The following is a 20,458-nucleotide window of genomic DNA, read 5'->3' as shown; positions in this document are numbered from 1 at the left end:
TCTCAGACCCAGGAGCGGATGTAGCGGGGCTCGCGGCCCTGCGCGAGCTGGGTCGGCGACGCGTTCGTCGCCTGCCGGTTGCCGGGCGGCAGCTGGTTGATGCCGAGGGCGGCGGAGAAGATGACCAGCCCGTTGAAGAACGCGATGATCCACTTTTCCGATCCCGCGTCCTCGGCGAAGGCGGCCGTCAGGTACGACAGGACGAGCGCGAAGCCCAGGGCGATCCACTTGCGCGCCTTGTCGCCGCTCGGGCCGATGAGGCCGCCGATGACGTTGGTGGCGAGCAGGGTGGCGGCGCTGGCGCCGGTGAGGCTGCCCAGGGCGGCCCAGGTGAAGAGATCGTTCACGGCGATCCCCCTCTTCGATCGTGCGGTGGTGCGGTCGGGGTGGTGGTGCGGCGGGCCCCGGCTGGTGCGGTTCCGGGTACCGCCCGGTGTGGCGGCGCCGCGCCCGCTCAGGCCGGCCGGTCGGCCGGTGGGGTGGGCGCGGGGGTGGGGGCGGCCGGGGCGGCGGCGACCGGGCCGCGCGGGCGGCGGAGCAGGACGACGACGACAACGGCGATCAGCAGCAGCACGACCACCCCGCCGACGACCAGCAGCCAGGGGAATCCGCCGCCGGCGGCCGCGGCGGCGGCCGGGGTGACCGAGGTGGAGGGCCGCGCCGGAGCCTCGGCCACGGCCCGCAGTTCGGCCGGCTTGGGCTGGTTGGCGACCACCTTCCAGCTCACCGACCGGCCGTTGATGGTGCCGTTGGTGTCGAGCACGCGGCCGGGGAAGGTCACGGAGATCTCGAACGACATCAAGGTCATGAAAGCCTGCTGGTTCCGCGGATCCTGTTCGGCGACTTTTCCGCCGTATTTTTTCGGATCGAGCGGGAGCGAGAAGCGGTAGAGATCGTCGTCGCGGGAAAGATTCACACTCTCGCTGGCGAATTGCGACAGGGGTGTTTTCCGGTACGCGATCTGAGTGCCGTAGTAGTTGGCGTCCTCGTATCGCGTCTCGGTGCCCGCGGGGAGGGTGGGGATGTTCTGCCGCAGCTCGGCGAAGGCCGCCGCGACGTCGGGGTTCCGCCGCTTGAGCACCGACTTCTCGGCGGTGAGCAGGAGTTGGCCGGTGACCGTGTCGTCGGTGTCGACGGTCAGCCCCAGGTTGAGCTGCATGCAGCCGCTCAGTGCCGCCACCAGGGCGAGACACACCGCGAGGCGGAATGCCCTGCTGCGGCGGAGTCTCGTATTCATGGGCACAGTGTGTGTGATCGCCGTCACGTTCAGCAGTCAGCGATCAGTCACAGGCTTGTCGCCGATCTTACCGGCCCGCTCTCCCATTCGGCCGACGCCGAAATCGCGCGCGATCGATATTCTGAAGGGTTGTCAATTTTCGTTTCGAGAGCCCGGGTCGCAGGATGGTGGGCGGGTGCGACAGGGAGGCGGGCGATGGCGGGGTGGAGCCGGGTACGGGAGGCGGCCGGGCGGTTGCGGCGCGGCTGGCTGCCGGTGGTGGAGGCGACCCTGGCGGCCACCGTGGCGTGGATCCTCGCCACCCGGCTGGCCGGCCACGACCAACCGTTCTTCGCCCCGGCCGCCGCGCTGATCGTGCTCGGCCAGGCCCGCGGCCAGCGGATGCGCCGGGCCGTCGAGGTGGTGCTCGGCGTCGCGGCCGGCGTGCTCGTCGCCGACCTGGTGGTGCAGGCGCTCGGCCCGCGGACGACGTGGACGGTCCTCACCGTCATCCTGCTCACCGTCGCCCTGGCCGTGGCGATCGGCGCCAGCTCGGTCACCGTGGTGCAGGCGGCCGTCTCCGCGCTCTACCTGGTGGTGGTCTCCCCGCCGACCGAGTCGCTGGTCCCGTTCCGGTTCGTCGACGCGCTGATCGGCGGCGCGGTGGCCCTGGTCGCCAGCCAGCTGGTCGACGCGCGCCGGCCACTCGCCCCGCTGGTCGACGAGTTCCGGCACACCTTCGCCGAGCTGGCCGGGGTGCTCGACGAGATCGCCGACGCGCTCGACCGGGGCGACGACGCGGCGGCGCTGGCCGCGCTGGAGCGGGCCCGGCACGCCGACGCCGGGGTGGAGCGGCTGCGCGGCGCCGTGCGGGCCGCCGGCGAGGCGCTGCGGCTCAACGTGCGCCGCCGCCGGCACCTGGGCCGGCTGCGTTCGGTGGAGGGCTCGATCCGGCAGATCGACTACGCGGTCCGCAACGTCCGGGTGCTGGCCCGCGCCGCCGTCACGCTGACCCGGGGCCCGGCGCCGGTCCCGGCCGAGCTGGGCGCTGCCGTGCGGACCCTCGCCGAGGCGGTGCGCTCGGCCGGCGACGCGCTCGCCGCGGACCTGACCGGGCAGGACGGCGTCGCCGACGCGCACGCCGAGCGGGTGGAGGTCGCCGCCCTGGAGGCGGTCCGGGCCGCCGGTCGGCTCTTCACCCCCGGCGAGACGCTGCCGCTCGCCATGATCATCGGGCAGGTCCGGGCCACCGCCATCGACCTGCTGCGCGGCGTACGCGGCGACGACGACGCGACAGTGCTCGCCCGGGTCGACGCGGCGGTCACCGGGCCGGGGCACTGACCCCGCTCACCCCGCCAGCCAGTCCACCGCCCGCCGCCGGATCTCCGCCGGCACCTCGTGCCCGCCGGTGAACTCGGCGTACTCGGCCGGGTAGCCGAGGGAGTGCAGGCGGGGCACCAGCCGGCGGCTGCACACGTCGATGGGCAGCACCCGGTCGTCCGTGCCGTGCGAGACGAACAACCGGGGCCGGCCGTGGGTGACCAGCGGCGCGGCGAAGCCGGGGGAGAAGGCCAGCACCGCGTCGACCAGGTCGCCGTTGGTCAGGCCCAGGGAGAGGGCGTACGAGGCGCCGTCGGAGAACCCGCCAACGGTCACCCCCGCCACCGGGTACGCGCGCAGCGTCCCGGCCAGCAGCGCGTCGATCCGGGCGACGTCCGGGCCGTAGCCCTCGGCGATGAGGTCCCAGGTGCTGGCGAGCGCCCGCGGGGCGAGCAGCAGCAGCCGGTGCGCGTCGGCGAGCGGCAGCAGCAGGTCGAGGCCCTGCCGGGCCGAGCCGCCCGCGCCGTGCAGCAGCAGCACCAGCCGGTACGGGCCGGTGCCGCCGGCCGGCACGTGGCGCAGCGCGGGCGGCCCGCCGGCCGGGTCGGGAACCTCGGCCGGACCCGTCGGGCCGGGCCCGGCCACGGTGGTGGGGCGGGCGGTCAGCCGGCCGTGCCGGTATCCCTCCTCGGGCTGCCGGTGCGGCGGCGCGGGCTCGGTCACCTCGCCTGCCCCCAGTCCCGCCGGGCGAGCGGCATGACCATCCAGAGCAGCAGGAAGACCAGCGCGGTGACGCCGGACAGCAGCAGTGCGGCGCCGCGCGGGAGGACGTAGTCGGTGATCAGCAGCACCGCGCTCACCATGGCGACCAGCAGGAAGCCCAGCCCGCCGCTGGACGCCCGGTGCGCGTACCTGACCACCTCGGACTTGCGGCCCCGGCGGAACAGCGCCGAGTGGAACGCGACCGGCGCGATGATCAGTGCGGTCGCGGCGGCGGCGGACACCAGAGCGACGAGGAAGACGCCGCGCTGGAACGGCGTCGCGCGCGGGAACCCGGCGGTGAACGGCAGGGTGAGCAGGAAGGCGAACAGGATCTGCACGCCGGTCTGCGCGACGCGCAGCTCCCGCAACTCGTCGGTGAAGTTGCGCTCCAGGCGCTCCTTCTCGGTCTCCCTGGTCATGCCACTCCACCGTCGCGTCGGGCTCAGCCGCCAAGGGCAGGACCGGTACCCGATGGTAGAACGGGGCCGGACCGGCGCGCCGGTGTTTGCCGCTGCCGGGCTCCGGACGGCGTGCGCCGCGACGGGCCCGGCCGGCTGGTCGGCCCCCGCGCCGACCGCCCCCACCGGTCGGCGGGGCTGCCGCTCAGGCGCTCTCCCGTGCCACCAGCGTGGAGGGGAACGCGGTCACCGGTGGCACCGGCCGGCCGTCGAGCACCGCGTTCGCTGCCGCCGTGGCGATCCGGGCCACCGGGTGGGTGGCCGTGGTCAGCGCCGGGCTGCTCACGGCCGCGTACGGGATGTCGTCGAACCCGGCCACCGCCACGTCGTGCGGCACCCGGAGCCCGCGCCCGCGCAGCGCGGCGATCGCGCCCAGCGCGGTGGCGTCGCTGGCCGCGTAGATCGCGTCGGTGTCCGGCCAGCGGTCCAGCGCCTCCAGCGCCGCCCGGCCGCCCCGCGCGGCGGTGAAGTCGCCGGTGACCAGCCGCACCGGTAGCCCGGCCGCCCGCATCAGCCCCTCGTAGGCGGTCACAGACCGCTCGGCGCAGCTCAGCCAGCGCGGGCCGGTGACCATGGCGATCCGGCGCCGCCCGCCGGCGTGCAGGTGGCGCAGCACGGCGTCGGCGCCGCCGGCGTTGTCCACGTCGAAGGAGGGTACGGCCGGCGAGCCCGTGCCGATCGAGACGACCCGCCCGCGCAGCCCCGCGGGCACCGCGTCGAGCACCGGCGCGGTGGTGTTGACCAGCAGCACCCCGCAGACGCTCCGGTCGTCGCCGAGCCGGCGCAGCCCGGCCGGGGCGCCCAGCGGCAGCCACTCCAGGGCGACGCCCACCCCGTGCGGGGCGCACACCCGGGCCGCCGCGCTGACCAGCCGGTCCACGTACGGGTCGTCCAGCACCGTGGCGTCGGTGCCGGAGACGGCCACGACGAGGCGTACCCCGGCGCCCCGGACCAGGGCGCGGGCGGTGATGTTCGGCACGTAGCCGAGCCGGTCCGCGGCGGCGCGCACCCGGTCCCGGGCGTCCACCGAGGCGAACCCGTAGCCGCCGAGCACCCGGGACGCGGTGGCCCGGGAGACCCCGGCCGCGCGGGCCACGTCGTCGAGGGTCGCCGGGCGGGCGGTCGGCGTCTCCATGTCTGGTCCTCCCCGTGCTGGCCGTTCTGTCGGCATCATGCCCGGTCGGGGCCGGCCGGGGTAAGGGGTGGGAGCGTTTGTGGTGGTAGCGCTCTCAGGTGTGCGATGGTCGTCGGACGAACCTTGGGGAGAGGACGACAGCACACGTGAGCAGCACCATCGACGCGCCGGCCGGCGCCCGCGCCGCCACCCCGCGGACGGTCCTGGCCGCCCGCAACGGCGTGGCGGCCGTGTTCGCCCTCAACGGGCTGGCGGTGGCCACCTGGTTCGCCCGGGTGCCCGCGATCCGCGAGGCGCTCGGGCTCAGCGCCGGGCGGCTCGGCCTGCTGCTGCTGGCCATGTCGGCCGGCGCGCTGGTGGCCATGTCCACCGCCGGACTGGTCACCCTGCGGCTCGGCCCGGCCCGCACCGTGGCGGCCTCGACCGTGCTGCTCGCGCTCGGCCTGACGCTCGCCGGCCTGTCGGCCAGCCTGGCCGGCTCGCTGATCGGCGTCGTGGTCGGGCTCTTCGCCGTGGGGTACGGCTCCGGCACCTGCGACGTGGCCATGAACGTCGAGGGCGCGGCCGTGGAGAAGCGGCTCGGCCGCACGATCATGCCCCGGTTCCACGCGGCCTGGAGTCTCGGCTCGGTCGCCGGGGCCGGGCTGGGCGCCGGTGCGGCCCGGCTGGGCGTACCGGTCGGCTGGCACCTGCCCGTGATCGCGGTGGTGGTCCTGGCCGGCACGCTGCTCGGCATCCGCGCCTTCCTGGCCGCACCGGCCGAGGCCCCCGGCACGGCCGAGCCGGCCAACCACCGGCGCGCGCTGCTGGCCACCTGGCGGGAGCCGCGCACCCTGCTCATCGGCCTGTTCGTGCTGGTGATGGCGTTCACCGAGGGCAGCGCGAACGACTGGCTGGCGGTGGCGTTCGTCGACGGGTACGGGGTGAGCGAGGCGGCCGGCGCCGCCGTCTTCGGGGTGTTCGTGGTCGGCATGACCCTCGGCCGGACCGCCGGCACCGTGGCGATCGACCGGTGGGGCCGCGTCCCGGTGCTGTTCGGCACCATCGGGCTGGCCGTCACCGGGTCCACGTGCGCCGTGCTGGCCGGCTCCGGGCCGCTCGCCGTGGTGGGCGTGGTGCTGTGGGGCATCGGGGCGTCGCTCGGCTTCCCGGTCGGGATGAGCGCCGCCGCCGACGAGGAGGACCGGGCGCCGACCCGGGTCAGCGTGGTCGCCATGATCGGCTACACGGCCTTCCTCGGCGGCCCGCCACTGCTCGGCTTCCTCGGCGACCGGCTGGGCATCCTCCACGCCCTCGGCGTGGTGCCGCTCCTGCTGCTGCCGATCCTCGCCCTGGTCCCGATCCTGCGCCCGCCGGCCCGCTGACCGGCGCCCGGCCGGGCGCCCGCCGGCCGGCTCACCGGACTCCCACCCGGCTCGCAGCCCGTTCCCAGGTACGGGTGCTGCACTGGAGGGAACGCCGAGGAGAGGAGGCGGGCATGGGCTGGTTCAGCCGACGGGCCGCCGACCCGACGACCCCGACCAAGCTCGACCGGGAGGCGAACCGGGACGACCTGGCCGCGCTGGAGGCGTTCGTCACCAGCCGGCGCGGGGTGGAGTTCTACCTGGAGCCGGAGACCACGGCCACGGACACGACAGTGGTGGCCGTCGCCCACGACGGTGAGTGGATCCGGCGCCGCACCGGCACGCCCCGGGCCGCCGGGAAGATCGCCCAGAAGCACGCGGTGCCGCTGTACGAGGCCGCCCGCACCGGCTACCCGGAGCGGATGCGGGCCTGGAACCGGGCCCACCCGGAGCGGCGCGCCCGCTGACCCCGGGCGCGGTTCAGCCGCCGGCCAGCGCGGCGCGCGCCTCGGCCAGCGTCAGCGGCTCGTCGTGGGCCGACACGAACCACGCGAGGTCGTCGTCGAGCAGGCTGGCGGCGAGCGCCAGGTCGGGCCCGTCCTCGGGCGTCCGCAGGTGCGCGGGCGGCGGGTACCAGCAGTCGCCGAGCAGCAGCACCCCCGAGTCCGGCACCCGCACCACCGTGGAGTCCGGCGCGTGCCGGCCGCCCACGTGCCGGACCACCACGCCGGTCGGCAGGGTCAGCTCGTCGGCGAAGGTGCGGGTGGGTGGCAGCACCGCGAAGCCGTCCCAGGAGTCGACCGCCAGGGCCCGGGCCCGGAAGCTGTGCCCGAGGCGGGGATTCTCGCGGACCTGCTCGCGCAGGTAGCGGTGGCTCCACGGCCGGGCCGCCTCGGCGCGCAGCGGGGCCACCGCCGACTCGTGCCCGACGATCTCCACCCCCGGCCAGGCGCAGGCGCCCCAGACGTGGTCCCAGTGGTGGTGGGTGTAGACCAGCCAGCGCGGCTCGGGCAGCCCGGCCGCCGCCAGCGCGGCCCGGATCTCCCGGGCGTGGGCGGGGCTCTGGCCCGCGTCGACGATCACACTTCCTCGTTCGTCGGCGACCACCGCCACGGTCGGGCGGACCGCGAGCGGGTCGGGATCGCCGGGGGACAACCAGACCCGACCGTCGAGATGTCGCAGCGTCACGGCAATTCCTCCCCGTTTCCGTGGCAGGTGCTCCACAGTCGATCGGGATGCTATCCGCCGGCTGCCGCTCCGGGCCGCCCCGGCTGCGGCGACGCGATGGTCCGGGCGCGGATCGACGCGTGCCTCAAATGCCCGCACAGGTAACCCGAAAGCGGCCGATCCCATCGACCCGCGCCATTGCCGTCGAGGCGACGGACGAGGGATGCGGATCGACCGCTGCGGATGCCGACGGCCGGGCGGAGGGCCGGAGACCCGGCGTTGACCCGCGCCGGGCGGCTGTGGCAGCATTCGCGGCCTGACGGCAGTGAAGGAAGCCGGTGCGATTCCGGCGCGGTCCCGCCACTGTCACCGGGGAGCGATCCCCCCTCGTGAGTCACGGCCGTGCGTGCGCGGTTGGAAGGCCGGGGGAGAGCGTCGATCCGGGAGCCAGGATACTTCGGCCGTCGGAGAGCCCCAGGGCGTGGACACCCGAGGAGGACCCGATGCACGGCCTTTCCGCCATCGACGACGATCGTCGTTCCCGGCCGGCGCGCGCCGACGCGCCGCTGACCGCTCACCCGCGCGCCGACGCGCCGCCGACCGCTCACCCCGCCGCCGCGCAGGCCGCTGTGCCGCGCGTCGAGTGGGCCCGCGCCGTCCGCCGCTGACCGCCCCGCCGGGTTCCGCACCCGGCCGGGCGCCCCTGCCGACCCGCCGTCGGTGAGCCGTCCGCCGCGCCCGCGTACCCGCCGAACCCGCATCCACCCCCGCCCGCCGCCGGCCCCGCCGCGCCGCCGGGCGTCACGCTCCGGAGCCGTCCGTGCGCATCCTGCTGCTCTCCACCGCCGACACCGACCTGCTCGCCGCCCGCGCCAGCGGCGCCGACTACCGGCTGGCCAACCCCGCCCGGGTCGCCACCGACGCCGTGCCCGCGCTGCTCGACGGCGTCGACCTGGCCGTCGTACGCCTGCTCGGTGGCCGGCAGGCGTGGCCGGACGGCCTCGCCGCGGTGCTCGGCTCCGGCGTGCCGACGGTCGTGCTGGGCGGCGAGGCGGTGCCCGACGCGGAGCTGATGGCGGCGTCCACGGTGGCCGGCGGGGTGGCCGCCGAGGCGCTCGCCTACCTGGTCGAGGGCGGTCCGGCGAACCTGGCCGAGCTGGCCCGGTTCCTCTCCGACACGGTGCTGCTCACCGGCGAGGGTTTCGCGCCGCCCGCGCCCACCCCGCCGCACGGGGTCCTCGGCACCGACCCGGCGCCCGACGGCCGGCCGGTGGTCGGCATCGTCTTCTACCGGGCGCACGCCCTGGCCGGGAACACCGCCTTCGTCGAGACCCTGGCCGACGCCGTGACGGCGGCCGGTGGCCAGCCGCTGCCGGTGTTCTGCGGCTCGCTGCGCGGTCTCGCCCCCGGCACCGGCCCGCTGGAGCTGTTCGCGCGGTGCGACGCCCTCGTGGTGACGGTGCTCGCGGCCGGCGGGACGGTCGCCGCCGACGCCTCCGGGGGCGGCGACGAGGACGCCTGGGACGTCGGCGCGCTCGCCGCCCTGGACGTGCCGATCGTCCAGGCGCTCTGCCTGACCAGCGAGCGCGACCGGTGGGCGGCCAGCGACGCCGGACTGTCCCCGCTGGACGCCGCCATGCAGGTGGCCATCCCCGAGTTCGACGGCCGGATCGTCACGGTGCCGTTCTCGTTCAAGCGGATCGACGCCGACGGGCTCTCGGTCTACCAGCCCGACCCGGAGCGGGCCGCCCGGGTCGCCGGCATCGCCGTCCGGCAGGCCCGGCTGCGGCACGTGCCGAACGCCGACAAGCGCCTCGCCATCGTGCTCAGCTCGTACCCGACGAAGCACTCCCGGGTCGGCAACGCCGTCGGCCTGGACACCCCGGCCTCGGCGGTCCGGCTGCTCGCCGCGCTGGCGGGGGCCGGCTACCACCTGGGCGACGGGCCGGTGCCGGACGACGGGGACGCCCTGATCCACGCCCTGATCGCCGCCGGCGGGCACGACGTCGAGTGGCTCACCCCCGAACAGCTGGCCGCGGCCGAGGCGCGGGTGCCGGGGGAGACCTACCGGCGCTGGTTCGACGCGGTGCCCGCCCCGCTGCGGGACCGGATGCGGGAGCACTGGGGCGAGCCGCCCGGCCGGCTCTACACCGACGGCGGCGACGTCGTCCTCGCCGGGCTGCGCTTCGGCAACGTGGCGCTGCTCATCCAGCCGCCCCGCGGCTTCGGCGAGAACCCGGTGGCCATCTACCACGACCCGGACCTGCCGCCCAGCCACCACTACCTGGCCGCGTACCGCTGGCTGGCCGCGCCGGTCGCCGACGGCGGCTTCGGCGCGGACGCCGTGGTCCACCTCGGCAAGCACGGCACCCTGGAATGGCTGCCCGGCAAGGGCCTCGGGCTGGCCGCCGACTGCGCGCCCGACGCGGTCCTCGGTGACCTGCCGCTGGTCTACCCGTTCATCGTCAACGACCCCGGCGAGGGCACCCAGGCCAAGCGCCGCGCGCACGCCGTGGTCGTCGACCACCTGGTGCCGCCGATGGCCCGCGCCGAGACCTACGGCGACCTGGCGAAGCTCGAACAACTCCTCGACGAGTACGCCACCGTGCAGGCCCTCGACCCGGCCAAGGCGCCCACCGTGCAGCGGCAGATCTGGGACCTGGTCCGCACCGCCGAGCTGCACCACGACCTGCACCAGGCCGAGATGCCCGGCGAGGACGACTTCGACGACTTCGTGCTGCACCTCGACGGCTACCTCTGCGAGGTCAAGGACGTGCAGATCCGCGACGGCCTGCACATCCTCGCCGAGGCGCCCGCCGGGGAGGCCCGGGTCAACCTGGTCCTTGCCGTGCTGCGCGCCCCGCAGGTCTGGGGTGGGGCCCGCGTGCTGCCCGGGCTGCGCCAGGCCCTCGCCGCTCACGCCGGCCTCGACGAGGCGGCGCTGCTGGCCACGCCCGGCGCGCGGATCGCCGTGCCGGCGGCGCTGACCGACGCGGTCGACGGGCCGGCCGCCACCGCCGCCGACGCCGTCGACCTCATCGAGGCCCTGGCCCGCCGGCTCGTGCTCGGCATGGAGACCCTCGGCTGGGACGCGACCAAGGCCGGCGCGGTGGTCGAGGAGGTGGTCGGCGGGCCGGTGCCCGAGGCGGCCGAGGTGCTGCGCTTCGCCGCCCGCGAGGTGGTGCCCCGGCTGGACCGGACCACCGACGAGATCGACCGGGTGCTCGGCGCGCTCGACGGCCGGTTCGTGCCGCCCGGCCCGTCCGGCTCGCCCACCCGCGGGCTGGTCAACGTGCTCCCCACCGGGCGCAACTTCTACTCCGTCGACCCGAAGGCCATCCCCAGCCGCAACGCCTGGGACGTCGGCGTCGCCCTCGCCGACTCGCTGCTGGCCCGGCACCTCGCCGACACCGGCGCGTACCCGCGCTCGGTCGGGCTCACCGTCTGGGGCACCAGCGCCATGCGTACCCAGGGCGACGACATCGCCGAGGTGCTGGCGCTGCTCGGCGTCCGTCCGGTGTGGGACGACCGGTCCCGCCGCGTCACCGGCGTCGAGGTGGTGCCGCTGCCCGAGCTGGGCCGCCCCCGCGTCGACGTCACGGTGCGCATCTCCGGCTTCTTCCGGGACGCCTTCCCGCACGTCGTCGCCCTCATCGACGACGCCGTCCGGCAGGTCGCCGCGCTGGACGAGCCGGCCGTCGGGAACTTCGTGCGGGCGCACGTCGACGCGGACGTCGCCGAGCACGGGGACACGCGCCGGGCCACCGCCCGCATCTTCGGCTCCAAACCGGGAGCGTACGGGGCGGGGCTCCTGCCCCTCATCGACGCCCGGAACTGGCGCACCGACGCCGACCTTGCCGAGGTGTACGCCGTCTGGGGCGGCTACGCGTACGGGCCGGGGCTGGACGGGCGGGAGGCGCGGGCCGACATGGAACGCTCCTTCGCCCGGATCGCCGTCGCCGTGAAGAACCAGGACACCCGCGAGCACGACATCGTCGACTCCGACGACTACTTCCAGTACCACGGCGGGATGGTGGCCATGGTCCGCCACCTCACCGGCGGGTCCCCGGCCGCGTACGTGGGCGACTCGGCCATGCCGCACGACGTGCGCACCCGCACCCTCGGTGAGGAGACCCGCCGGGTGTTCCGGGCCCGGGTGGTCAACCCCCGCTGGATCGCCGCCATGCGCCGGCACGGCTACAAGGGCGCCTTCGAGCTGGCCGCCACCGTGGACTACCTGTTCGGCTACGACGCCACCGCCGGAGTCGTCGACGACTGGATGTACGAGCGGCTCGCCGAGGCGTACCTCTTCGACCCGGAGACCCGGGAGTTCCTGGAGCGGTCCAACCCGTGGGCGCTGCGCGGCATCGCCGAACGGCTGCTGGAGGCCGCCGACCGCGGACTGTGGGCCGCGCCCGAGCCGGTCACCCTCGACCGGCTGCACGAGACGTACCTGGCCAGCGAGGGCGACCTGGAGGACCGGCAATGACGTCGTACCCGTTCAGCGCGGTGCTCGGGATGGACGAGATGCGGCTCGCCCTGCTGCTCAACGCCGTCAGCCCGGCCATCGGCGGGGTGCTGGTCCGGGGCGAGAAGGGCACCGCCAAGTCCACCGCCGTGCGCGCCCTCGCCACGCTGCTGCCCCCGGTCGACCGGGTCGCCGCCTGCCGCTTCGCCTGCGACCCGGCCGCGCCCGACCCGGGCTGCCCGGACGGCCCGCACCCGGCCGGGTCGGCGGCCGAGCGCCGCCCGGCCCGCCTGGTCGAGCTGCCGGTGGGCGCCGCCGAGGACCGGGTGGTCGGTTCGCTCGACCTGGAGAAGGCCCTCGCCGAGGGGGTACGCGCCTACGAGCCCGGCCTGCTCGCCGCCGCCCACCGCGGCGTGCTCTACGTCGACGAGGTCAACCTGCTCCACGACCATCTCGTCGACCTGCTCCTCGACGCGGCGGCGATGGGCCGCTGCCACGTCGAGCGGGAGGGCGTCTCGGTCAGCCACGCCGCCCGGTTCCTGCTGGTCGGCACCATGAACCCGGAGGAGGGGGAGCTGCGCCCGCAGCTGCTCGACCGGTTCGGGCTCACCGTCGAGGTGGCCGCCAGCCGCGACCCCGCCGTACGCGCCGAGGTGGTCCGCCGCCGCCTCGCCGCCGACGCCGACCCGGCCGGTTTCGCCGCCGGCTGGGCCGAGGCCGACGCCGAGGTGGCCCGCCGGGTCGCCGCCGCCCGCCACCGGCTGTCCGGAGTGGCGCTGCCCGACGCGGCGCTGCGGCAGATCGCCGAGGTATGCGCCGCGTTCGACGTGGACGGCATGCGCGCCGACATCGTCACGGCCCGGACCGCCGTGGCGCACGCCGCCTGGCAGGGCCGGGACCGGGTGACCGCCGACGACGTCCGGGTCGCCGCCCGGCTGGCCCTGCCGCACCGCCGTCGCCGGGACCCGTTCGACACCCCGGGGCTGGACGAGCAGCGCCTGGACGAGGCGCTGGACCGCGCCCGCGCGCAGCACCCCGACGACGACCCCGATGACCACGGCCCCGACGGTGGCCCCGGCGGCGAGCCCGGACCGGACGGGGATCCCCGGGACCCGGCCGGTGGACCGGGCGGCACCGGGTCGTACCCCGACGGTCCCGGCGGGTCGGACCGCGGGACGGGCGGTGCGGGGGACCGGTCCGGGGGCTCCGACGACGACGGGCGGCCCCGGGGGTCCGACGACGAGCGCCCCGGGCCGTCGGACGGCGGACGGGGCGGCGGTCGCGACGACCGGTCCGGCGACGGCCGCGCCGACGGGATGGGCCACGACGACCGGTCCGGCGACGGCCGCGCCGATGGGATGGGCCACGACGACCGGTCCGGCGACGGCCGCGCCGATGGGATGGGCCACGACGACCGGTTCGGCGGCGACCGCAGCGGCCGTGACGGCGCAGGGGACCGGTCCGGCCACCCGGGCGACGACCGGTCCGACGGCGGGAACGGGGACGGCCCGGACGTCGAGAACGGGGACGGTCCCCGTCGGTCCGGCGACGGCAGTGACCGGGGACGGTCGCGCTCCCGCCGCCCCGGAGCCGCCGGCCGGCCGGGGGACCCGGACAGCGCAGAGGGACGGCCCGGGACCGTGGCCGTACCCGATCGGGGGCTGCGCGCCCGGCTGCTCACCGCGCCCGGCGTCGGGGAGGGCGTGCCCGGCCGGCGCTCCCGGGCCCGGACCGGGCGGGGCCGCACCACCGGCGCCCGGGTGCCCGCCGGCCCGGCCGGGGCGCTGCACCTGCCGGCCACCGTCCGCGCCGCCGCCCCGCACCAGGCCGCCCGGGGCCGGGCCGGCGGGCCGCTGCGGCTGCGCCCGTCCGACGTGCGCGAGGCCGTCCGCGAGGGACGCGAGGGCAACCTCGTCCTGTTCGTGGTCGACGCCAGCGGGTCGATGGGCGCGCGGCAGCGGATGTCCGCCGTGAAGGGCGCCGTGCTGGCCCTGCTCACCGACGCCTACCAGCGCCGCGACAAGGTGGCCGTGGTCGCCTTCCGGGGCGCCGGCGCGCAGACCCTGCTGCCGGCCACCTCCTCCGTGCTCGCCGCCTCGGTCCGGCTGGCCGACCTGCCCACCGGCGGGCGTACCCCCCTCGCCGAGGGGCTGCTCGCCGCGGCCGACCTGCTCCGGGTGGAGCGGCTGCGCGACCCGAGGCGCCGCCCCCTCGTGCTGGTGGTCACCGACGGCCGGGCCACCGCCGGCCCCCGCCCGCTCGACCGGGCCGCCCGCGCCGCCGCGGTGCTCGCCGCCACCGGCGCGCCCTGCGTCGTCGTCGACTGCGAGTCCGGCCCGGTCCGCCTGCACCTGGCCCGCCGCCTCGCCGGCCAACTGCACGCCCCGCACCACCATCTTGCCGACGTGGCCGACGGCCCGCTCGTCGGCCTCACCACGAGGAGCGCCGCCTGATGCCGCAGGGGAAGCCGAGCCACGTGCCCGCCGACGGCCTGACCACCCGGCAGCGTCGGCACCGCCCGCTGCTGATCGTGCACACCGGACAGATGAAGGGGAAGTCGACCGCCGCGTTCGGGCTGGCGCTGCGCGCCTGGACCGCCGGCCTGCCGATCGGCGTCTTCCAGTTCGTCAAGAGCGCCAAGTGGCGGGTGGGGGAGGAGAACGCGTTCCGGGCCCTCGGCGAGGTGCACGAGCGCACCGGGCAGGGCGCCCCGGTCACCTGGCACAAGATGGGCGAGGGCTGGTCCTGGATCCAGCGCGGCGGCGAGGCCGACCACGCCGAGGACGCCCGGGAGGGGTGGCGGCAGATCCGGCGCGACCTGGCCGCCGAGCGCTACGGCCTCTACGTGCTCGACGAGTTCACGTACCCGATGAAGTGGGGTTGGGTCGACGTGGACGACGTGGTCGCCACGCTGCGCGACCGACCCGGCTTCCAGCACGTGGTGATCACCGGCCGGGACGCCGACCCGCGGCTGGTCGAGGCGGCCGACCTGGTCGCCGAGCTGACCAAGGTCAAGCACCCGATGGACGCCGGCCAGAAGGGCCAGAAGGGCATCGAATGGTGACGCCCTGGGCGCTGCCCCGGCTGGTCGTCGCCGCGCCGGCCAGCGGGCACGGCAAGACGACAGTGGCCACCGGGCTGCTCGCCGCGCTGCGCCGGCGCGGCCTGGCGGTCAGCCCGCACAAGGTCGGCCCCGACTACATCGACCCCGGCTACCACGCGCTCGCCGCCGGCCGCCCCGGCCGCAACCTCGACCCCTGGCTGGTCGGCCCCGAGCGGATCGCCCCGCTGCTGCGCCACGGCGCGAGCGTGCCCACCCCGGCCGACGTGGCCGTGGTGGAGGGCGTGATGGGGTTGCACGACGGCGCGGTCGGCCACGGCGGGTACGCGTCCACGGCCCACGTGGCCCGGCTCATCGAGGCGCCGGTGGTGCTGGTGCTCGACACCACGGCGCAGGGCCGCTCGGCCGCCGCGCTGGTGCTCGGCATGCGCGCGTTCGACCCGGCGGTGCGCATCGGCGGGGTGGTGCTCAACCGGGTCGGTTCGCCCCGGCACGAGACGCTGCTGCGCGACGCGCTCGCCGAGGTGGGCGTGCCGGTGCTCGGCGCGGTGACCCGGGCCGCCGAGGTGTCCGCGCCCTCCCGGCACCTGGGCCTGGTGCCGGTCGCCGAACGCGCGCCCGAGTCGGTCGCCGTGGTGGCCGCGCTCGCCGACCTGGTCGAGTCCACCGTGGACCTCGACGCCGTGCTGGCGCTGGCCCGCACCGCGCCACCGCTGACCGCGCCCGCCTGGGACCCGGCCGCCGCGGTCGGCGGTCCGGCCGGCACCGCCCGCCCGGTCGTCGCGGTCGCCGGCGGGGCGGCGTTCACCTTCTCGTACGCGGAGACCGCCGAACTGCTCACCGCGGCCGGCGCGGAGGTGGTGACCCTCGACCCGCTGCGCGACGCGGCCCTGCCGGCCGGCACGCGGGCCGTGGTGATCGGCGGCGGCTTCCCCGAGCTGCACGCCGACGCCCTGGCCGGCAACACGGCGCTCCGCGCCGAGCTGGCCGGCTTCGACGGACCGGTGGTCGCCGAGTGCGCCGGGCTGCTCTATCTCGGCCGCTCCCTCGACGGGGTGCCGATGTGCGGGCGGCTCGACCACACCGCCCGGATGACCGGCCGGCTCACGCTCGGCTACCGGGACGCGGTGGCCGCCGCCGACTCCCCGGCACACCGCGCCGGCGACCCGGTACGCGGACACGAGTTCCACCGCACCGTCACCGACCCCGGGCACGGCGACCGTCCCGCCTGGCACTGGGACGGCGGCCCGCACGGCTTCGTGGCCGGCCGGGTGCACGCCTCCTACCTGCACACCCACTGGGCCGGGCACCCGGCGGCGGCCCGCCGGCTGGTCGAGGCGGCGAGCCGGTGAACCCGCCGAGCCACCCGCAGACCGGCCCCGCCCCGAGGCGGCCCGCGCCCGTCGGCCCGCCCCGCGAGGAGCGACCACCGGTCCCGCCCGCCGCCGTGCTGACCGGGATCGGGGTGGGACCGGGCGACCCCGAGCTGCTGACGCTCAAGGCCGCGCGGCTGCTGGCCGAGGCCGACCTGGTGTTCGTACCCGTGCTGGACCGGCACGCCGCGGACCCGGACGCGCCCGCCGGACGGGCCGAGACCACCGTGCGGGCGCACGTGCCCGCGGACCGGCTGCGCCGGCTGCCGTTCGCCCTGGACGACCGGGGCGGGGTGACCGCCCGCCGGGAGCGGGCCTGGGACGCCGCCGCGGCGGCCGTGGTGGCGGCGGTCGACTCCGGCGCCCGGTCGGTCGCCTTCGCCACCATCGGCGACCCCAACGTCTACTCCACCTTCGGCTACCTGGCCGACGGTGTCCGGGCCCGGCGGCCCGGGGTCGAGGTGCGGACCGTGCCCGGCATCACCGCCATGCAGGAACTGGCCGCCCGGGCCGGCGTGCCGCTCTGCGAGGGCCGGGAACCGCTCACCCTGCTGCCCGCCACGGCCGGGCTCACGCCGGTCGCCGACGCGCTCGCCGGCCCCGGGACCGTCGTCGTCTACAAGGGCTGGCGCCGCCACCCCGACCTGGTCGACGAGCTGCGCCGGCAGGGCCGGCTGCCGGACGCCGTGCTGGGCCGGGCGCTCGGCCTGCCCGGCGAGCGGATCGGGCCGGTGGACGCCGCCGCCGTTGACCTGCCGTACCTGTCGACGCTGCTGGTCCCGGCCCGCCGGGACGGCCGGGGAGGAAAACTGTGACCACCACCGGCAAGGTCTGGTTCGTCGGGGCCGGCCCCGGCGCCGCCGACCTGCTCACCCTGCGCGCCGCCCGGGTCATCGCCGAGGCCGACGTGGTGATCTGGGCGGCCAGCCTCGTGCACGCCGACGTGCTGGCCCACGCCCGCCCGGACGCCGAGATCGTCGACTCCTCCCAGCTGCCCATCGAAGGTGTGCGGCCGCTGTACGAACGGGCCGCCGGGCAGGGGCTCGTCGTGGCCCGGATCCACTCCGGCGACCCGGCCCTGTGGGGCGCCGTGCAGGAACAGCTGGACCTGTGCCGCGACCTCGGCCTGGCCGTGGAGGTGGTGCCCGGGGTGTCCTCGTTCACCGCGGTCGCGGCGCTCGTCGGCCGGGAACTGACCATCCCCGAGGTCGCCCAGTCGGTGATCCTCACCCGCCTGGAGGGCGGCAAGACGCCCATGCCGCCCGGCGAGCGGGTCCGCGAGTTCGCCCGGCACGGCACCACCATGGCGCTGTTCCTCTCCGCCGCCCGCTCCGGGCAGGCCCAGGCGGAGCTGCTGGCCGGTGGCTACCCGCCGGAGACCCCCGTGGTGGTGGCGTACCAGGCGACCTGGCCGGACGAGCTGGTGGTCCGGTGCGCGCTGGGCGAGCTGGAGGCCACCGTCAAGGCGCAGAAGCTCTGGAAGCACACGCTGTTCCTCATCGGGCCGGCGCTCGCCGCCGCCGGCACCCGCTCGCACCTCTACCACCCGGGGCACTTCCACACCTACCGGCGGGCCGAGCCGGGCGCCCGCGCCGCGCTGCGCCGGGCCCGCGCCGACCGGTCGGACGACGCCGCTGGTGACGGCCGGTGACGTACGTCGAGCCGCCGCTGCGCGAGCCGGACCTGCCGCGTACGGCGAAGGTCCGGCCCACCGCGCTGCGCACGGGCTGGACCACCGGCGCGTGCGCCACCGCGGCGACCAAGGCGGCCCTGACCGCGCTGGTCACCGGGGAGCCGCAGCGCCAGGTGGAGATCGGGCTGCCGGCCGGCCGGCGGGTCACCTTCGCGGTGGCCCGCTGCGACCTGGAACGGGCGCGGCGGGCCGAGGCCGTGGTGGTCAAGGACGCGGGCGACGACCCCGACGTCACCCACGGCGCCGAGCTGACCGCCACGGTCACCTGGCGGGACGAGCCGGGGCTGCGCCTCGACGGTGGGCCGGGCGTCGGCACGGTCACCCGGCCGGGGCTCGGCCTGGCGGTGGGCGGCCCGGCCATCAACGAGACCCCGCGCCGCATGATCGGCCAGGCCGTCGCCGAGGTCGTCGACCTGGGCGAGACCGGCGTCCGCGTCGTGATCAGCGTGCCGCGGGGCGAGATCATGGCGCGCAAGACCACCAACCGGCGGCTCGGCATCCTCGGCGGCATCTCCATCCTCGGCACCACCGGGATCGTCCGGCCGTTCTCCACGGCCTCCTGGCGGGCCAGCGTGGTGCAGGCCGTGCACGTGATGGCCGCCCAGGGGGAGCGGACCGTGGTGCTCTGCACCGGCGGGCGTACCGAGCGGGCGGCCCGGGCGCTGCTGCCGGAGCTGCCCGAGGTGTGCTTCGTCGAGGTCGGCGACTTCACCGGCGCGGCGGTCACGGCCGCCGTCGGCGACGGGATGACCGGGGTGGTCTTCGTCGGCATGGCCGGCAAGCTGGCGAAGCTCGCCGCCGGCATCCTGATGACCCACTACACCCGGTCCAAGGTGGACCTGTCGCTGCTCGGCGCGGTCACCGCCGAGGCCGGTGGCGACCCGGACCTGGTCGCCGCCGTCACCGCCGCCAACACGGGGCGGCACGCGTACGAGCTGTGGGCGGACGCCAGACTGCTCGGCCCGGCCGGGGACCTGCTCTGCCACCGGGTCCGGCAGGTGCTGCGCCGCTTCGCCGGGCACGCCGTCAGCGTCGACGTGGCCATGGTGGACTTCGCCGGCGCCCAGGTGGTCGCCTCCTCGGGGCGGTGGGCCGCGTGAGGCCGACCGTCCTCGTGGCGGGGATCGACGCCGCCGGCCGCCCCGCGCACCCCGCGCTCGCGCCGGCGCTGGCCGGCGCCGGCCTGGTCGTCGGCGCGGCCCGGCACCTGGCCGCCGTGCCTCTGGCTCCCGGCTGCGCCACCGTCGTCCTCGGCCCGCTCGCGCCCGCCCTGCGCCGGCTCACCGCGGCCGTCGCCGCCGGCACGCCCGCGGTGGTGCTGGCCAGCGGCGACCCCGGCTTCTTCGGCATCGTCCGCCGGCTCCGGTCGGCCGGCCTGCCGCTGCGGGTGCTGCCCGCCGTCTCCAGCGTCGCCGCCGCGTTCGCCCGCGCCGGGCTGCCCTGGGACGGCGCCGCCGTGGTCACCGCCCACGGCCGGGACCCGCGCCCCGCGCTCAACGCCTGCCGGGCGCTGCCCGCCGTCGCGGTGCTCACCGCCCCCGGCGCGGGCGCGGCCGAGCTGGGCGCCGGCCTGGCCGGCTGGGACCGCCGCCTGGTGGTCGCCGAGCACCTCGGCACCCCGGACGAGCGGGTCACCTGGACCACCCCGGCCGAGGCCGCCGCGACGGCCTGGTCCGACCCCCACGTCGTGCTCTGCCTGGCCGCGGAGGCCGTTCCGGGCCGCGTCGACGGCGCGCCCCGTCCTTCGAGCACCGCCTCGACGGCCGGGAATCCCGGCACGGCCGAGGACGCGGGTCGCGGGCCTGCTGGCCCGCCGACGGGCGGCGTCGACGGGACCCGCGCCGGCGACCGCCCGGCCGCCGCCGGTGTCGCCGGGATGCGCGCCGACGACCAGCCCGCCGCCGCGCCGGCCGGAGGGTGGGCGCTGCCCGAGTCCGCGTACGCCCACCGGGACTCGATGATCACCAAGGCGGAGGTCCGGGCGCTCGCGGTGGCCCGGCTGCGGCCCCGGCTGGGCCGGCTGGTCTGGGACGTCGGCGCGGGCAGTGGCTCGGTCGGTATCGAGTGCGCGCTGCTCGGCGCGGCGGTGCTCGCCGTGGAACGCGACCCGGACGCGCCGATCCGGACCAACGCCGCCCGGCACGGCGTCGACGTCCGGGTGGTGACCGGGGCGGCCCCGGCGGCCCTGGTCGGCCTGCCCGACCCGGACGCGGTCTTCGTCGGCGGGGGCGGCGTCGACGTGCTCGCGGCGGTGGCCGACCGTCGCCCGCCCCGGGTGGTGGTCACCCTGGCCGCCCTCGACCGGATCGCCCCCGCCGTGCACCTGCTGCGCGCCGCCGGCTACGCGGTCGACGGCTGCCAGCTCGCCGCCGCCCGCCTCGCCGACCTGCCCGGCGGCTCGCTGCGCCTGGCCGCCACCAACCCGGTCGTCCTGCTCACCGCGGAGCAGCCGTGACCGCCCA

General features: G+C 77.1%; 18 protein-coding genes and 1 riboswitch. Of the genes, 12 read left to right on the top strand and 6 right to left on the bottom strand.

Going from position 1 to position 20,458, the window contains the following annotated elements; genetic code table 11:
* Window positions 1-2 precede the first annotated feature (2 nt).
* Together ACQP12_RS20380 and ACQP12_RS20375 are read right to left on the bottom strand one after the other, a co-directional pair.
* A complete protein-coding gene (locus ACQP12_RS20380; protein WP_151465728.1) occupies window positions 3-347 on the bottom strand; it encodes a hypothetical protein in 345 nt (114 codons plus the stop codon).
* 107 nt (window positions 348-454) lie between these two features.
* Window positions 455-1,237: an LppM family (lipo)protein gene (locus ACQP12_RS20375; protein ID WP_433281061.1), complete on the bottom strand. Its 783-nt coding sequence runs from the start codon at window positions 1,235-1,237 to the stop codon at window positions 455-457.
* Between the two features lie 195 nt (window positions 1,238-1,432).
* Between ACQP12_RS20375 and ACQP12_RS20370 the strand changes: the two genes are divergently transcribed.
* A complete protein-coding gene (locus ACQP12_RS20370; protein ID WP_433281058.1) occupies window positions 1,433-2,557 on the top strand; it encodes an FUSC family protein in 1,125 nt (374 codons plus the stop codon).
* A 6-nt stretch (window positions 2,558-2,563) separates the two neighbouring features.
* Here the strand turns inward: ACQP12_RS20370 and ACQP12_RS20365 are convergent, their stop codons facing one another.
* The 3 genes from ACQP12_RS20365 to ACQP12_RS20355 all read right to left on the bottom strand — a co-directional run bounded on the left by ACQP12_RS20365 (window position 2,564) and on the right by ACQP12_RS20355 (window position 4,891).
* A complete protein-coding gene (locus ACQP12_RS20365) occupies window positions 2,564-3,259 on the bottom strand; it encodes an alpha/beta hydrolase (RefSeq protein WP_433281057.1) in 696 nt (231 codons plus the stop codon).
* Window positions 3,256-3,717, bottom strand: coding sequence for a DUF6328 family protein (locus ACQP12_RS20360; RefSeq protein WP_357943225.1), 462 nt, complete (start codon window positions 3,715-3,717; stop codon window positions 3,256-3,258). Before ACQP12_RS20360 ends, ACQP12_RS20365 begins: the two co-directional genes overlap by 4 nt.
* 184 nt (window positions 3,718-3,901) lie before the next feature.
* Window positions 3,902-4,891, bottom strand: a complete 990-nt coding sequence (locus ACQP12_RS20355; RefSeq protein WP_433281055.1) for a LacI family DNA-binding transcriptional regulator — start codon at window positions 4,889-4,891, stop codon at window positions 3,902-3,904.
* Window positions 4,892-5,037: 146 nt separating this feature from the next.
* Between ACQP12_RS20355 and ACQP12_RS20350 the strand changes: the two genes are divergently transcribed.
* Together ACQP12_RS20350 and ACQP12_RS20345 are read left to right on the top strand one after the other, a co-directional pair.
* A complete protein-coding gene (locus tag ACQP12_RS20350; RefSeq protein WP_357943221.1) occupies window positions 5,038-6,255 on the top strand; it encodes an MFS transporter in 1,218 nt (405 codons plus the stop codon).
* Between the two features lie 113 nt (window positions 6,256-6,368).
* Window positions 6,369-6,701: a hypothetical protein gene (locus tag ACQP12_RS20345; RefSeq protein WP_357943219.1), complete on the top strand. Its 333-nt coding sequence runs from the start codon at window positions 6,369-6,371 to the stop codon at window positions 6,699-6,701.
* A 13-nt stretch (window positions 6,702-6,714) separates the two neighbouring features.
* Here the strand turns inward: ACQP12_RS20345 and ACQP12_RS20340 are convergent, their stop codons facing one another.
* Entirely contained in the window at window positions 6,715-7,422 is a 708-nt protein-coding gene (locus ACQP12_RS20340) for an MBL fold metallo-hydrolase (protein WP_433281052.1), read from the bottom strand.
* A gap of 307 nt (window positions 7,423-7,729) precedes the next feature.
* Window positions 7,730-7,859: riboswitch (cobalamin riboswitch) on the top strand.
* Window positions 7,860-7,904: 45 nt separating this feature from the next.
* Between ACQP12_RS20340 and ACQP12_RS20335 the strand changes: the two genes are divergently transcribed.
* From ACQP12_RS20335 to cbiE, 9 genes are all read left to right on the top strand, one after another.
* Window positions 7,905-8,069: a hypothetical protein gene (locus ACQP12_RS20335; protein WP_433281050.1), complete on the top strand. Its 165-nt coding sequence runs from the start codon at window positions 7,905-7,907 to the stop codon at window positions 8,067-8,069.
* A gap of 152 nt (window positions 8,070-8,221) precedes the next feature.
* Entirely contained in the window at window positions 8,222-11,890 is a 3,669-nt protein-coding gene (gene cobN / locus ACQP12_RS20330; protein ID WP_433281049.1) for a cobaltochelatase subunit CobN, read from the top strand.
* Window positions 11,887-14,322, top strand: a complete 2,436-nt coding sequence (locus ACQP12_RS20325; RefSeq protein WP_433281047.1) for a VWA domain-containing protein — start codon at window positions 11,887-11,889, stop codon at window positions 14,320-14,322. The genes cobN and ACQP12_RS20325 overlap by 4 nt, the downstream gene beginning before the upstream one ends.
* Entirely contained in the window at window positions 14,322-14,933 is a 612-nt protein-coding gene (gene cobO / locus ACQP12_RS20320; RefSeq protein ID WP_357943209.1) for a cob(I)yrinic acid a,c-diamide adenosyltransferase, read from the top strand. Before ACQP12_RS20325 ends, cobO begins: the two co-directional genes overlap by 1 nt.
* The gene (locus ACQP12_RS20315; protein ID WP_433281045.1) at window positions 14,927-16,282 is read left to right on the top strand and encodes a cobyrinate a,c-diamide synthase; all 1,356 of its coding nucleotides are present in this window, start codon (window positions 14,927-14,929) and stop codon (window positions 16,280-16,282) included. Before cobO ends, ACQP12_RS20315 begins: the two co-directional genes overlap by 7 nt.
* Before the next feature lie 95 nt (window positions 16,283-16,377).
* Window positions 16,378-17,118 carry a precorrin-2 C(20)-methyltransferase gene (cobI, locus tag ACQP12_RS20310; protein WP_433289350.1) on the top strand — a complete coding sequence of 247 codons (741 nt, stop codon included), beginning with the start codon at window positions 16,378-16,380 and terminating at the stop codon, window positions 17,116-17,118.
* Window positions 17,115-17,954 carry a precorrin-4 C(11)-methyltransferase gene (gene cobM, locus ACQP12_RS20305; RefSeq protein ID WP_433281043.1) on the top strand — a complete coding sequence of 280 codons (840 nt, stop codon included), beginning with the start codon at window positions 17,115-17,117 and terminating at the stop codon, window positions 17,952-17,954. The genes cobI and cobM overlap by 4 nt, the downstream gene beginning before the upstream one ends.
* A complete protein-coding gene (locus ACQP12_RS20300; protein ID WP_433281041.1) occupies window positions 17,951-19,096 on the top strand; it encodes a cobalt-precorrin-5B (C(1))-methyltransferase in 1,146 nt (381 codons plus the stop codon). The genes cobM and ACQP12_RS20300 overlap by 4 nt, the downstream gene beginning before the upstream one ends.
* Entirely contained in the window at window positions 19,084-20,451 is a 1,368-nt protein-coding gene (cbiE, locus tag ACQP12_RS20295) for a precorrin-6y C5,15-methyltransferase (decarboxylating) subunit CbiE (protein WP_433281039.1), read from the top strand. The genes ACQP12_RS20300 and cbiE overlap by 13 nt, the downstream gene beginning before the upstream one ends.
* Window positions 20,452-20,458 lie beyond the last annotated feature (7 nt).

Source organism: Micromonospora sp. CA-244673 (assembly GCF_050948395.1).
Taxonomy (GTDB): domain Bacteria; phylum Actinomycetota; class Actinomycetes; order Mycobacteriales; family Micromonosporaceae; genus Micromonospora.
This window is presented reverse-complemented; position numbering and strand designations above follow the sequence as displayed.